The organism is Candidatus Glassbacteria bacterium, from assembly GCA_019456185.1.
Classification (GTDB): domain Bacteria; phylum Gemmatimonadota; class Glassbacteria; order GWA2-58-10; family GWA2-58-10; genus JAJRTS01.
Genome location: VRUH01000026.1, coordinates 35925 through 50045 on the forward strand (window position 1 = coordinate 35925; position 14121 = coordinate 50045).

Annotated in this window: 8 protein-coding genes; 6 read left to right on the top strand and 2 right to left on the bottom strand. The window is 58.0% G+C overall.

Annotated features, from left to right (window positions below; genetic code table 11):
- The first annotated feature begins 4 nt into the window (after positions 1-4).
- From FVQ81_10750 to FVQ81_10760, 3 genes are all read left to right on the top strand, one after another.
- Positions 5-964 (top strand): DUF481 domain-containing protein, encoded by a 960-nt coding sequence (locus FVQ81_10750; protein MBW7997024.1) that lies wholly within the window; start codon positions 5-7, stop codon positions 962-964.
- A 123-nt stretch (positions 965-1087) separates the two neighbouring features.
- Positions 1088-3130 carry an NAD-dependent DNA ligase LigA gene (gene ligA, locus FVQ81_10755; protein MBW7997025.1) on the top strand — a complete coding sequence of 681 codons (2043 nt, stop codon included), beginning with the start codon at positions 1088-1090 and terminating at the stop codon, positions 3128-3130.
- Positions 3131-3142: 12 nt separating this feature from the next.
- A complete protein-coding gene (locus FVQ81_10760; protein MBW7997026.1) occupies positions 3143-3985 on the top strand; it encodes a haloacid dehalogenase-like hydrolase in 843 nt (280 codons plus the stop codon).
- A 21-nt stretch (positions 3986-4006) separates the two neighbouring features.
- Here FVQ81_10760 and FVQ81_10765 read toward each other — a convergent pair whose 3' ends face one another.
- Both FVQ81_10765 and FVQ81_10770 read right to left on the bottom strand, forming a co-directional pair.
- Positions 4007-6538: a tetratricopeptide repeat protein gene (locus tag FVQ81_10765; protein ID MBW7997027.1), complete on the bottom strand. Its 2532-nt coding sequence runs from the start codon at positions 6536-6538 to the stop codon at positions 4007-4009.
- Between the two features lie 143 nt (positions 6539-6681).
- Positions 6682-8712: a dihydrofolate reductase gene (locus FVQ81_10770; GenBank protein ID MBW7997028.1), complete on the bottom strand. Its 2031-nt coding sequence runs from the start codon at positions 8710-8712 to the stop codon at positions 6682-6684.
- Between the two features lie 172 nt (positions 8713-8884).
- On the opposite strand from FVQ81_10770, the gene FVQ81_10775 reads away from it, so the two are divergent.
- From FVQ81_10775 to FVQ81_10785, 3 genes are all read left to right on the top strand, one after another.
- The gene (locus FVQ81_10775; protein MBW7997029.1) at positions 8885-11602 is read left to right on the top strand and encodes a peptidase M14; all 2718 of its coding nucleotides are present in this window, start codon (positions 8885-8887) and stop codon (positions 11600-11602) included.
- Between the two features lie 388 nt (positions 11603-11990).
- Positions 11991-13226 (top strand): IS256 family transposase, encoded by a 1236-nt coding sequence (locus FVQ81_10780; GenBank protein MBW7997030.1) that lies wholly within the window; start codon positions 11991-11993, stop codon positions 13224-13226.
- Between the two features lie 73 nt (positions 13227-13299).
- The gene (locus FVQ81_10785; GenBank protein ID MBW7997031.1) at positions 13300-14061 is read left to right on the top strand and encodes a hypothetical protein; all 762 of its coding nucleotides are present in this window, start codon (positions 13300-13302) and stop codon (positions 14059-14061) included.
- Positions 14062-14121: the final 60 nt, after the last annotated feature.

Genomic DNA, 14121 nt, shown 5'->3' on the forward strand with positions numbered 1-14121 from the left:
AGGCGTGCCCAGGCTAATTTTATCCACATGGCATAATCAGCAGGGAGGAAGGGGAATTAACGGACGATTGCTCAAAACTCACGCAGCCTGCATCGGTTTAATCACTCTGCTGCTCGCCGCGCCCCCCTCAGCCGGACAGGGGACAGCGGATACGAGCGGTATCAGGGCCGCTGCTGCTGAACTCTATGCCCGCGCGAAACTGCTTGGCGCCCGATCGGACTCGCTCAAAAAGGCGGCGGACCTTCTAAAGACCAGGGCGGACAGTATCCTGCTGGCCAGCGGTCTGGCAGCGCCGCCGGAGCCTGACCACTGGAGCGGGAGTTTCGGGCTGGGCTACACCCTCAACCGGGGCAACTCGGAACAGACATCCCTGGTCAGCACGTTCGACGCCGAGCGGGATGGCGACAAGACCCGGTTTATCTCGCACAACTCTGTCACCAATACGACCAGCGAGGGCGGCGAAAAAACCAACAAAGGCGCGTTCAAGAACAAGTTCGAACTGGAACGGAGCGAGTGGTTTTTCTTTTTCGCGGTCCTGGACGCCGACTACAACCGTCAGGCCGGCGTTAACCTGCGGCTGTCCCCTGGAGCCGGAGTCGGTATTTCCGCGGTGGACAGCAAACGGCTGAGAGTGGACTTCAATTTCGGAGCCAACCCGGTGACCGAGTTCCTGCGCGACCAGCCCAGCCGCACCAAGGGCCATTACCTGGCCAGCGAGGCGCTGGCGCTGACGCTCAACGGCCGTACCCGGCTCACCCAGAATGTCACCTGGAAACCCCGGTTCGGCAAGACGGAGGACTACCTGCTCAACTTCGGGATTACCCTGGTCAGCCAACTCACCAGCAGTTTCGACCTTAAAATGACGCTCGAGGGCCGCTACGACAGCCGTCCGCCCGTGCGTACGCCCGCTGTCAAACGCCAGGACTGGATGTTTTTCACCTCGGTTTCCTATAACTTCTGGTAATTCCGTACCCCTGTCAGCCGGTTTCGTCTTTGCTCCGCGCCGGGGGCCGTTTTATATATTCTGTAGACACGCAGCCTCAAGTTGTATTATCAGTCGCTTACCCTTGAATTCAGGTCAACCTGTATGGCCGACAAAGATACGGCAAAAAAAGTTGATGAGCTGAGGGAACGGATCCGCGAGCTGGATTACCACTACTACGTGCTGGACAACCCGCTGGCCGAGGATACCGAGTACGACTCGCTTTACGCCGAACTTCGCGCACTGGAGGACGCCCACCCGGACCTCCGCTCCCCCGACAGTCCCACCCGGCGGATCGGCGGGCAGGTCCTGGAGGGATTCAGCGCGGTGGCCCATACGGAGCCGATGTTGAGTCTGAACAACAGTTACAGCGAGGACGAGCTGCTGGCGTTCGACCAGCGGGTGGCGCGCGGATTGGACAGCGACGGGCCGTTCGAGTACGTGGCCGAACTCAAGCTCGATGGCCTGGGGGTGAGCCTGCGCTACGAAAACGGCGAATTCGTGCGCGGAGCCACCCGCGGCGACGGTAAAACCGGCGAGGACGTGACCCGAAATTTGCGGACTGTCCGCGCTCTGCCGCTTAAACTTCGCCCAGAGGGAGCTGGCCGGTCACCGGCGCCGGTGCTGGAGGTGCGCGGCGAGGTCCACATGACCCGCTCCGGTCTCGAACTGGCCAACAGGCAGCGCGAGCAGGACGGAGAGCCCCCGTTCGCCAATCCGCGCAACGCCGCCGCCGGCAGCCTTCGCCTGCTCGACTCGACGATCACCGCCGGCCGGCCCCTGCGGATTTTCTGCTACCAGCTCCTCGGCGCCGGCCACAGCGGGCCTCTGGAAGATTTAGTCGATCACTCCCAGGTACTCGAATACCTCAAGAAAATCGGATTCCCAGTCAACCCGCACTGGCGCAAATGCCTCGGGATAAATGAGGTTCTGAAATTCTGCCGCGACTGGGCCACAAAACGCACAAAGCTGGACTACAATACCGACGGGGTAGTGATCAAGCTAAATAAGCTCTCAGACCGCAGGGCACTGGGCACCACGGCAAAATTTCCGCGCTGGGCGATGGCTTACAAGTTCGCCGCCGAGTGGGCGCGCACACGGGTGAAATCGATAGAAATCCAGGTGGGCCGCACCGGCGCGCTGACTCCCACGGCCAACCTGGAACCGGTGCAACTGGCCGGGACCACTGTATCGCGCGCCAGCCTGCACAACGAGGAAGAAATCGAGCGCAAGGATATCCGCCAGGGAGACTGGGTCCGGATCGAGAAGGGCGGGGATATTATTCCCAAAGTAGTGGAAGTGGATTTTGATGCACGGGACGAACACTGTAAAAATTTCGAGATGCCGTCCACCTGCCCGGTCTGCGGCGCGCTGGCCGACAAACCGGAGGGCGAGGTGATCCGGCGCTGCACCAACGCATCCTGCCCCGCCCAGGTGCGCGAGCGACTGATCCATTTCGCCTCGCGCAACGCGATGGATATCCAGGGCCTGGGCCCGGCGGTGGTCGATGCGCTGGTGGAAAGTGAGCTGGTCCACACTGCTGCCGACCTGTACAGGCTCGAGCTGGAGTCAGTGGCGGAACTGGAGCGGATGGGCGAGAAAAGCGCGGCCAATCTGCTGGCTGAGATCGAGCAGTCAAAGGGGCGGGGCGCGGACAGACTGCTCTTCGGCCTGGGCGTGCGGTTTGTCGGCCAGATCGCCGCCGAGCTGATTATCAGCCGCTACGGCAACATTCTCGCGCTGGAGGGAGCAGGCTCCGAGGAGCTGGAGGCTATCGACGGGATCGGGCCGGTGATCGCCCGTTCGCTGGCGGCGTTCATGGACGGGAAGGAGAACCGGGAGCTGATCGACAAACTGGCGGCCGCGGGCGTGGACCTCGGCGGCGAGTCGGCGACGGTTGAAGTCCCTTCCGAGAGCAATCCGTTCAACGGTAAGAAATTCGTGCTGACCGGCGCGCTCGAGAATTTCTCCCGGGACAAGGCAGCCGCCGAGATCAAACGCCGGGGCGGCAAGCTCAGCGGCTCGGTGAGCGGTAAAACCGATTACGTGCTCTACGGCTCGGAGCCGGGCAGTAAGCTGGCCAGGGCGCGCGAGCTGGGCGTGGAGACAATCGACGAGGCCACGTTTCTCGAATGGCTGAAACAATAAGCAGGTGGAATTTTGGCGGAAATTATCGGCATTGTTTTCGATTTCGACGACACCCTGGCCCCGGACACCACCAGCGCGTTCCTGGCCCACTGGGGCGTGGACCCCGACGAGTTCTGGACCGGGAGTGTCAACCCTCTGCTCGCCGAGGGCTGGGACCCGATCCCGGCCTACCTCTACCGGATGATCGAGCTTTCGCGCCGGCGGCCGCCGGGGGAGAGGATTACGGATCAGAAACTCCGGGAATTCGGCCGCAAGGTACGTTTCCAGCCCGGTGCCACAGCCATCTTCGACAAGCTGATCCAATCCATCTCCGAGTCGTATCCCGATACCGCGCTCGAATTCTACGTGGTCTCCTCCGGCATCCGCAGGATTATCGCCAATACGAAAATCAGTAAAAGATTCCACCGGATCTGGGCGTCGGATTTTCACTGCCACCCCGACACCGGCGAGATCGTGTTCCCGCGCAACGTGGTATCTTTCACCGACAAGACCCGGTTCCTGTTCCAGATCAGCAAGGGGTTCGCCGGCCCCGAGTACGACTCCCGGCCGTTCGAGGTCAACCGCCGGGTAAGCCGGGAAAGCCTGAGGGTTCCGTTCAGCCGGATGGTGTACGTGGGCGACGGTTACACCGACGTACCGTGTTTCGCGCTGATCCGCAAAGGCGGCGGCGTGGCGCTCGGGGTCTACGACCCTGGCCGGCGCGAGAAATGGCGGCGCGCCTGGGGCTTTGTCGAGGATGAGCGCGTATCGAACCTGGTCCCGGCCGACTACTCCAAGGGCGGCGCCCTGGAGCACTCGCTGATCATGGCGGTCGACAGGATTGCAGGGGATATCAGGCGGGAGGGGCGGGGGTGAGCCAGGTAAATATTACCGTGCTTAATCCTTTAGCTTTTTATTGACCCGCTCCAAAAACGCGGCGGTTGCTTTTGTTTTCGAGTGGTCATCGCCCAGGAACTGGCGGAGGATTCTCAGCGCCCGCTCGTAGTGCTCTTTTGCCTTTTCAAGTTTACCCATATTTTCAAGCAATTCCCCAAGGTTGTGAAGAACCGTAGCAACCTCAGGATGGTCCGGGCTGTAGGCTGCCTCGGCAATCCGTAAGGCTTGCTCGTAGTAATCTTGCGCACCCACATAATCGCTCATTTTTTCGAGCACAATGGCGAGATTGTTCAGCCGGGTAGCCATTGAAGGGTGCTTAGGGCCGAGTGTGGTTTCGCAAATTCGTAGCGCCCGCTCGTAGTGCTCTTTCGCAGCGGCATAGTCGCCCATGGCTCCAAGCACGGCGCCGAGGTTGCTGACTCCTATTGCAACAGCAGGATGGTCCGGGCCATAGGCTGCTTCGTCAATCCGTAACGCCCGCTCGTAGTGTTCTTTCGCAGCGGTATAATCGCCCATCTCTCGATGTACATCACCGAGGTTGTTGACGTCTATTGCAACAGTAGGATGGTCCGGGCCGTAAGCGGCCTCGTGAATCCGTAGCGCCCACTCGTAGTGCTCTTTCGCACCCGTCAGATCGCCCGTATCTTGAAGCACTATGCCGAGGTTGCTGACACCAGTTGCAACATCAGGATGGTCCGGGCCATAGACATTCACATGTATCTTTAGCGCTCGCTCGTAGTGCTCTTTCGCTCCCACCAGATCACCCATGGCCCTAAGCACACCGCCAAGGTTGCCTACCCGTATTCCGACGTTTGGATTATCCGGGCCGTAGATTACCTCGTCAATCCGCAGTGCCCGCTCGTAGTGCTCTTTCGCAGCGGGATAATCGCCCATTTCTTTAAGCACTACACCGAGGTTGTTAGCAAATATTGCAACCTTTTCATGATCCTGCCCAAGCTCATTTTCCGCAAGTTGGAGCGCTTTTTGATGCGCGGCAAGCGCCTGTTTGTAAACCGCCTGCCTGTGCAAGTGGCAACCGATTTTATCGTATAATCTTGCGGCCTGCTCAAGTGACACTTGCAGCCGCCCGGCTTGCGCGGCGGCGGCCTGGGCGTGGGGCCGCAGGGCGGAACTCGCCGCCCAGGTGTCGGGATCATTCCACTCAAATGGGAAGATTTCATCCATCAGCGTACAAACCCTGCCGGCCCAGGCGGTGCGCTCATCCCCGGAAAGCCGCTCCCGCACCACCTCCTGCACCAGCCGGTGGAGACTGAGCAAATTGTCCTGCCGCTCCAGAAGGGAGTATTTTTTGAGGGCGGCAACAGCTTTGTCCAATTCAAGTTCTTTACCCGCGGCTTTCTGAAGCGCGGCGGGCAGGTGCTCTGCACCCTGCTTAACAATATCCACCAGCGAAATATTGTCCGGATCCAGGAACGCGCAGAGGTTGAGCAGTTCAACCGCCGCCGGGGATTCTTCTTTTACTTTGCTGAAAGAAATCTCCCAGGTGGTTCTTACAGTCTCGCCGTAGTCGCCGCAGCCGGGAGGGTGACCCAGCAAAGTCTCACACTGCTCGCGGAACAGCTTATGATACCCGGCTAGGGACTGGCCGGTGGCTTCCATGTACGAGCCTGCCTGCTCCAGGGCCAGGGGCAGGCAGCCCAGTTCCTCGGCTAATGCGGCTGCGGCTTTTTTATCTTTCTGCTTTGTACGATCCAGCAGGAATTTTACCGCTTTTTCCGGCGCCAGGATTTCCACTTTCAGCGGCTTGGCGGTCCCGCCCCAGGTTGCGTTACGCGAGGTGATAATAGTATGGCCGGAACCTGAATTCGGTATGTACTCTTTTACCTCACCCGGTCCCCCGGCATTGTCCAGCACCAGCAGCCACTCGCCGTTGCTGTTGAGCCAGTCCCTTGTTGCGTCTACGCGCTCCGCGAGCTTGGCATCCGCTTCGGCTATCAGGCCAAGCTTAACCGCCAGTTCTCCGTAGTCGGTCGCCAGGGTGGTCGGTTCCTCGGCCCGTACCCACCAGACAACTTCGTAGCTGTCGCGGTGGGTGTGGCAGAATTCCGAGGCTAACTGGGTTTTGCCTACCCCACCCAGGCCATGGACCGCCCGGGGCTGGGTCAGGGCGGTCGGTTCGCCGGAAGTGAGGGATTCGCTCAGGCTGGCAAGTAAACCCTCGCGGCCGGTGAAATAGGGGTTTCGGGGGTGGGAGACGTTCCAGATCGGTTTTCTATCTTCTTCTACCGATACTTTCCGCTCTGGTTGGTCTGTTTCGCTTGTTGTTCCAGGAGGTTGTTTTTCTTTCGGTGAAGCAATTGGTTTTCTTCTAATAAATTTCAATATAATTCCAGCAATCACGGCTGCAATAATCGCTGTCGCAAGCTGATTACCATTTATCCATTTCAGTGCATCAGAACAAGTTTCAATTAGGCCATTGCTAATTTTATTGCTTACCATGAAGTCAAGTAATACACCCCAGCCAATTGCAAGTACGCAAAGTACAATAATTGATGTTCTCTTTTTGGGCATCTTGAGGTATCAGCTTTCAAGGAGTTTTAGACTTGCCAATGATTGACACTCATCAATAATAGCATTATGCAATATTGTTATCAACGCAAAAAGGCGCGGGCAACATGCCCGCGCCTTTTCAATCCCAAATCTGTCATCAACTCCTAATTATACGTCGGCAGGAACGAGTACTTGTCCGCATAATACAGCATCTGCTCGGTGAAATCCTCCGGGTACTCCACGCGCACGTCCACGATCTCGCCGCCGCGCTCCACAGGCACCAGGCGGGGGTTGATAAACCCGCTGTAGGGTGCGATCCCCAGTTTTTTATACCGCTCCACCACCTGCGCCCGCAATGCTTCGTCCACTTTGACCCCGTAGGTTTCCACCAGGGCCTTGCCCGCCTCGTAGTCGCCCTGGCTCTTGATCCGCTGGATTTCGCGCAGGAGCCGGCCGAACAGCTCGCGGAGGCGCCCGTAGTCGTTGACCACGAAATAGGTCTTGCCCTCGCGCTCCACCCGCTCGATGACGTTGTCCGCCCTGCCCTGCTCCCAGGCCCAGAGCGCCACCAGCTGACGGTTGCGCATGTGGGCCTCCTCGAGTTCCTCGCCGGGCTCGATCCGCCGCAGCTGACGGATCAGGCCGTTGGTGATATAGCCATCGTAAGCCACTTTGCCGATATCGGTTGTGGGCGCCACTCCGATCTCCACCAGCTTGGGGTCGGGCAGGTAGTAGAGCGCCACCAGGTCGGCGCGGGCCTCTTCGAGAGTGGCGGCGTAGTTTTTCAGCGTCTCCCTGGGTGTCCCCACTCCCGGCTCGATCCGCCCCGAGGCGTGTCCGATCACCTCGTGCATGTCGGTGTGGAGGTTATCGGCCAGCACGCCATGCTGCTTGATCAGCGCCCTGGTCTCGTCCCTCAGGTAGAACTCCTCCACTTCGCCGCTGGACTTGCCGGCCTCGTTGAATGAGTTGACGATATTGCCCAGGGTGACCGATTTGGACCCGTGATTGGCGCGGATCCAGTTGGCGTTGGGCAGGTTGATCCCGATCGGGCTGGAGGGACTGACCGCCCCGGCTCCGACCACGGTGTTGACCACCCGGGCCGAGATGCCGCTGACATCGGGTTTCTTGTGCTCTTCGATCAGCGGGCTGTTGTCCTCGAACCACTGGACCTCCTCGGCGATAGCGTCAATCCGGCGGGTGGCCTCGAAATCGGTGAGCTGCACCACCGACTCGAAGGTCGCCCGGTAGCCCATCGCATCGCCGTAGGTCTCGATAAAGCCGTTGATCACGTCCAGCACGCCGCTGGTATCCCGGACCCAGATGATATTGTACTCGTCGAAGGTGCGCAGGTCGCCGGTGCGGTAGTACTCAACCAGTTTCTCGAATGCGGCTTTCTGCGTCTCGTTTTCAGCCACACCCGCCGCCCTCTCCAGCCAGAACACTATCCGCTCGATCGCCGCGCCGTACATTCCGCCCACCCTCCACGTCCGCTCGACCAGCTTGCCGTCCTCTTTCACCAGCTTGCTGTTCAATCCATAGCTGATCGGCGTCGGGTCGTCCCTGTCGATCATCTTCTCGTAGAATGCTTCCGCCTCTGCCTGGGTCACGTTCTCGTAGAAATTGTTGGCGCTGCCGGCAACCAGGTCGGCGGCGGGGGAAAGGTTCACGCCCTTGGGGTCTACCGCCGGATCGAATATCAGCGGGGCGAGCCGGGCCACCAGCGCCTCCACCGACGCATCATGCTCCAGCGGGAACTTTGCCGCATCCGACCCCGAGGCCAGTTCAGCGAAGTATTCCCTGCTGAATCCGGGTTCGAACTTGCCGGAACTGTAATGGTGGTGCACTCCGCTGGAGAACCAGATCCGCTTGAGATAGACCACGAACGCGTCCCACAGCTCCCCGCTGCGCCGGCCGCTGTAAGTGCGGTAGATGTTTTCCAGCGTGCGCCGGATACAGAGGTTGTGCTTGTAGTTCTGGTCGAAAGTGATTTCCCGGCCGCTGAGCGCTGCCTCGTAGAGGTAGTAGGCCAGTGTCTTCTGCTTGATATCGAGCTGGTCGAATCCGGTAACCCGGTAGCGCAGGATCCGCAGGTCGGCGAACTGCTCGGTGACGTACTGGAATTTTTCGCATGCTTCTTCCCCGGCGGCGTCTTCCTGCTTTGCCGTGGGTCCTCCGCAGGAGGCCGGCAGCACGGGGAGCACGATTAACGCGCCCAGCAACAGTTTGATCAAAGTGTGCTCCTTAGTAACAGTGTTGAAAGCTTTACTTGAACGATGGGATAAACTATTATTCCTTCACCCGATTAGCAAACTATTAGCTGCGAGTTTCCAACGATCACTGTCCCCCCAACTGAGGGAGTACGCGATGCGCAGATTACTGCTGGCCGTCCTCACCCTTTGCCTCGTCGCCGGTACAGCCGCGGCCCATGTTTACCTGAAAGGTGTCGATACCGAGCCGTTCGTGCCCGGCGCTGACTACGACAGTTCGATCCCCACCCTCCGGGACGTTGCCGGCCACACCTGGGGCGAGCGGATCACCACTCACGGCGAGACGGAGATGTACCTCAAAGCCCTCGCCGAATCGAGCCCGCGGGCGCAGCTTGTCCATTTCGGCGAGACCTGGGAAGGACGCAGGCTGTATTACCTGGTAATCGCCACCGAAGAGCGGCTGGCGGGACTCGAGAATATCAAGTCCGAACTGAGGGAGCTGGCGCAGCCCCTCTCTCTCTCTGCCGCAAGACGCAAAGAGCTTACGGCAAAATTACCGGCGGTGGTCTGGCTGGCCTACACGATCCACGGCAACGAGCCCTCGGGTACCGACGCCGGTCTCTGGACCGCCCGCCATCTGCTGGCCTCGCGGGGCGATCAGCTCGTGGAACGGATATTCGAGGAATGTATCGTGGTGATCGATCCGCTGCAGAACCCCGACGGCCGCGACCGGTTTGTCAACTATTTCCGCCAGACCACCGGCCGCTGGCCCGATTCCGACCCCGTCAGCGCGGAACGCCGCGAGGCCTGGCCCGGCGGACGGACCAACCACTACCTGTTCGACATGAACCGCGACTGGTTCCCGATGACCCAGCTCGAAAGCCGGGCCAGGGTGGCGGCCTACCTCGAATGGAGGCCGCATGTGTTTATCGACCTGCACGAGATGGGCAGCAACAACACCTATTATTTCCCGCCCACCATGCCCCCCACTAACCGCGAGCTGACCGACAGGCAGGTCAACTGGTACGAGGAATTCGGCAGGAACAACGCCGAGTGGTTCGACAGGTTCGGTTTCCGCTACTACACGCGCGAGAGTTTCGACGCCTACTACCCCGGCTACGGCTGCACCTGGCCGTCGCTGAACGGCTCCATCGGCATGACCTACGAGCAGGCCACCAGCCGCGGGCTGGTGGCGGAGAAAGACAACGAAACCCTGATGCCCTATCGCGAGACAGTGCGCCACCACGCTATCGCCTCGCTGGCCACCGCCGATTTAGCCTCACGCAACCGGGCCCGCCTGCTGGAAGATTTCGCCGGTATCCGTACTCCGCCCTCAACGATTCCCGCCCGCCGCGCATACCTGATCCCGCCGGGACCCGACCCGTCGCGCTCCCGCAAGCTGGCCGGCTTGCTGATCCGTCAGGGCCTGCGAGTGGGCCGCCTGACCGGCAGCGTCCAGCTCGGGGGCCTTCGCGCAGCCGACGGCGGCTCCGCCGGGCGGCAGACATTCGGCGAGGGCACGTGGGTAGTGCCCGCCCGGCAGGCGGGCTACATGCTGGTGCGCAACCTGCTGGAACCCGAGGTGCCGATGGACGACGAGTTTATCGCCGAGCAGCAGCGCCGGATCGACGCTGGTCTGGGCGACCAGGTTTACGATATCACTTCCTGGAGCCTGCCCCTGCTGATGGATACGCCATGCTACCGCACAGACGAGCTGCGGAAGTCGGCTTATGAGGAAATCAACGAACTGCCCGCGCTGCCCGAGCCGATGAAACGCGAGGCCCGGCTGGCCTGGGTGCTCGATGGCTCGACCAACAGCGCCATGAGCGCGCTGGCCGAACTGCTGCGCCGCGGCGTGCGGGTTTATTCCAGCGACAGGCAATTCACTCACGGCGACAAAAAATTCTCCCGCGGCAGCCTGATCGTGCCGGTCAAAAACAACCCGGATACCCTGGCCGCGATAATCATGGCAGCCGAATCCGCCCACGGGGTCCGGTTCCAGCCCACTGGCAGCTCCTGGGTCAGCGATGGGGTCAATTTCGGCAGCCCGACCGTGCACTTTATCCCGCGGCCCAGAGTCCTGCTGGCCTGGAACGAGCCGACACATTCCTACTCCGCGGGAGCCACCCGTTACGTGCTCGAGCGCCAGTACGGCGTACCGGTCACAGCGGTGCGCACGGAGGATATCGACCGGATCGAGATCGACGAGTATAACGTGCTGATCCTGCCCAACGGTTGGGATTTCGGCGACCGGATGGGCGAGGCGGGAGTAAAGCGGGTGGCCGACTGGGTCCGTCGCGGCGGCACGCTGGTGACTATCCAGGGAGCGACCCGCTGGCTGGCCGGCAGCGGCGCGGGCCTGCTCGAAGCCAGCGAGGAATACCGTCTGGACGGGGACTCCACAGGGCAGCAAAAAGATGACGACGGCGACGAAGAAGAAGAGAAACGCCACGTGCCGGGAACCGAAATCAAGAGCTACAAGCAGTTCCTGGAGACTATCGAGCAGGACCGCCCCGGCCCGCAGGCAGTCCCCGGCGCGGTGGTGCAGCTCAGGTTGGACCAGGACCACTGGCTGAGCGCGGGCTACGGGGAGACCGCGCGGATGTACGCGTTCGGCTGGCAGGTATACAGTCCGCTGAAACGAGATCAGGGCCGTAATATCGCCGTGTTCGACAGCGCTGACAAGCTGCTGGTCAGCGGCCACACCTGGCGCGGCCCGAGCGTGCGCCAGCTTGCGTTCAAACCGTTCCTGATGTACTCCTCGCCCGGCGCGGGCCACGTGGTCGCCTTCACCGAGGACCCCAATTTCCGGGCCATTATCGACAGCGCCAACCGCCTGCTGCTCAATGCCGTGCTGCTGGGACCGGCCCACTGATTGCCGTTAATCAGGAGGCGGAAGAGGAGGAGAAATACGAAAGAAAGACAGCTTGTTTTTACGGGGACTATCCATAGGGAATTCAAGCCGCGGCCCGAGCTGTTCGTGGAGGACGGCCTGCACATGACCCGCAAGGGCTACAAAGTCTGGACCGAAGCGGTGAAGCCGCTGATTATGCGGAAGTAAAAAAATTTTATTAATGAAAGCCTCCTGCATACGGGGGCTTATTTTTCCTACTATGTATTAAACAAGAATTACAAAGATTGGTTGTGTCCTTAAATTTCTGTAAAATTGAAAGAGTATGGTGGCAATAAGCTAAAAAGGGCCATCGCAGTTACCGAGGTATAGAGAGTAACCGACGAAAGTCAACTCAACCTCGGAGGCCACGATGACCCAGATAAACGATAGCCAACGCAGCGATGGAATTCAAGCCCTTGTTAACGACAGTGACTTTTTGAAAGAGCTGCTCCAGAGCTTTCTCCAAGAGCATCTGGAGAGCGAGATCACGGAGTTTTTACAAGCCGCTCCCTACGAAAGAGCAGAGAAGCGCAAAGGTTATCGTAACGGTTATAAGCCCCGGATGCTGAGGACCAGGGTTGGCACACTCAACCTGCTGGTACCCAAGGACCGGGATGGCTGTTTTCAGACCGGGTTGTTCGAGCGTTACCAGCGCAGCGAGAAAGCCCTGGTGCTGGCCCTGCAGCAGATGTACCTGCAAGGGGTCTCAACCAGGAAAGTGACCGCGATCACTGAGCGGCTCTGCGGCACCGAGTTCTCCAAGAGTCAGGTCTCAGCCCTCTGTGGCAGGCTGGACACAGAACTCGAAGCCTGGCGCAACCGCCAGTTGAGCGGCCAGTACCCTTATCTGATCGTTGATGCCCAGTATCACAAGGTCCGGGAAGATCACCGGATCATCTCAAAGGGTGTTCTTACCGTGGTCGGTATCAGCCGTGAGGGATACCGGGAAGTGCTCGCTGTCCAGTGCGCTCCGACTGAAAACGAGTCCACCTGGGCAACTGTGTTCAGAAAACTTATCGACAGAGGACTCAAAGGTGTTCAACTGGTTATCTCTGACGATCACAAGGGTCTTTGCAACGCTATAGAGCGTTACTTTCAAGACTGCCAGTGGCAACGCTGTCAGGTGCACTATCTGAGGAACCTGTTAAGTACGGCCCCTAAAAAGCTCAGCAAAATACTGGCCGATCAGCTCAGAGATATCTTCAATGCTCCTGATCGGGAAACAGCTCATAACAGGGTGAAAAAGATGGTCTGTCTCTACGCTCAAAAGTCGCCAAAGGTAGCTCAGTACCTGGAAAACACGGCCGAAGAGGTTCTGGCCTGCTTCAACTTCCCCGAAGAACACCGCAGGCGAATCCGTACTACTAACTGCCTGGAACGCCTGCACGAGGAAATCCGAAGAAGGACCAGAGTGGTGCGTATCTTCCCTAACCAGAACTCTTGCCTGAGGCTCGTCTCCGCCCTGGCCGCCGAACATCACGATACCTGGGTCTCCGGTTACCGCTACCTCAACATGGAACCCCTAGCTCATGAGAATATAACCATAGCTCAAAACCTTGTTACTCCTAAACCTCTAACTCTTAATCCAATTTTACAGAACTTTTAGGACTTGACTCAAAGATTGCGAAACTAAAGATCACCTCTAATCGCTTTATTACTGCATTATGGATAAATTTTGTGTGTTTTGCGGGAATAAGCCAAAAAACAAGAGCAATGAACATGTTTTGCCACGCTGGTTGTTAAAATTAACTGGCGAACCTAGCAGACAAGCAAAACATGGTATTGTAAAATCTAGTCAGCCAAAGATAAGACAGTATGCATTTGATGAATTTAAATTTCCATCTTGTGCTGAATGCAATGAAAAGTATTCAGAGTTAGAAAACAAAGCAAAAAATGTAGTTGAGAATATATTACATGAAGCGCAATTGACAAACATAGATATTAGTTGTCTTCTTGATTGGTTTGATAAGGTACGGATAGGTCTTTGGTTAGCTTATTATTATCTGGATAAAAATATCGCAAGTGTTAGACCGGCATACCACATCAGTTCAAGGATTAGAAAATATGATCGGTTACTAGTACTTGTAAAAATCAAAGATGCACCAAAAGGTATTAATTACACAGACTGTGAGAGTCTTTGCTTTTATCATACACCGAGTTGTTTTTCTCTTAGAATAAACGAGTATTACATTTTAAACATGTCTTTTGAATTTCTTTTCTCGCATAGAATTGGATTTCCTTTCCCAAAACGAACTTGGTACCTTGAGGACAATAATTTAGTAATAGATCTGGAAGCCGGAATTGAAAGATACATGCTACCTCTTATCAGGAAGCCCTTTTTACTGTCAGGAACTGAATTTTACCAGCCGATTTTCTCACATTGGGATAAACGCGAAGAAATTAAATATTTTTATGATTGTGATTCAGTAGTGTCCGGTTAAACTAAAAACAAAGCGGGCTAAGCCCCATTCTTATTAGATTTGCAGCAGTGAACGACAAAT

What these genes read in the sequence shown, in the direction of transcription:
- FVQ81_10780 (MBW7997030.1), top strand. Translation starts at nt 11,991, where the DNA reads ATGACCCAGATAAACGATAGCCAACGCAGCGATGGAATTCAAGCCCTT.
- FVQ81_10775 (MBW7997029.1), top strand. Translation starts at nt 8,885, where the DNA reads ATGCGCAGATTACTGCTGGCCGTCCTCACCCTTTGCCTCGTCGCCGGT.
- FVQ81_10765 (MBW7997027.1), bottom strand. Translation starts at nt 6,538, where the DNA reads ATGCCCAAAAAGAGAACATCAATTATTGTACTTTGCGTACTTGCAATT.
- ligA (MBW7997025.1), top strand. Translation starts at nt 1,088, where the DNA reads ATGGCCGACAAAGATACGGCAAAAAAAGTTGATGAGCTGAGGGAACGG.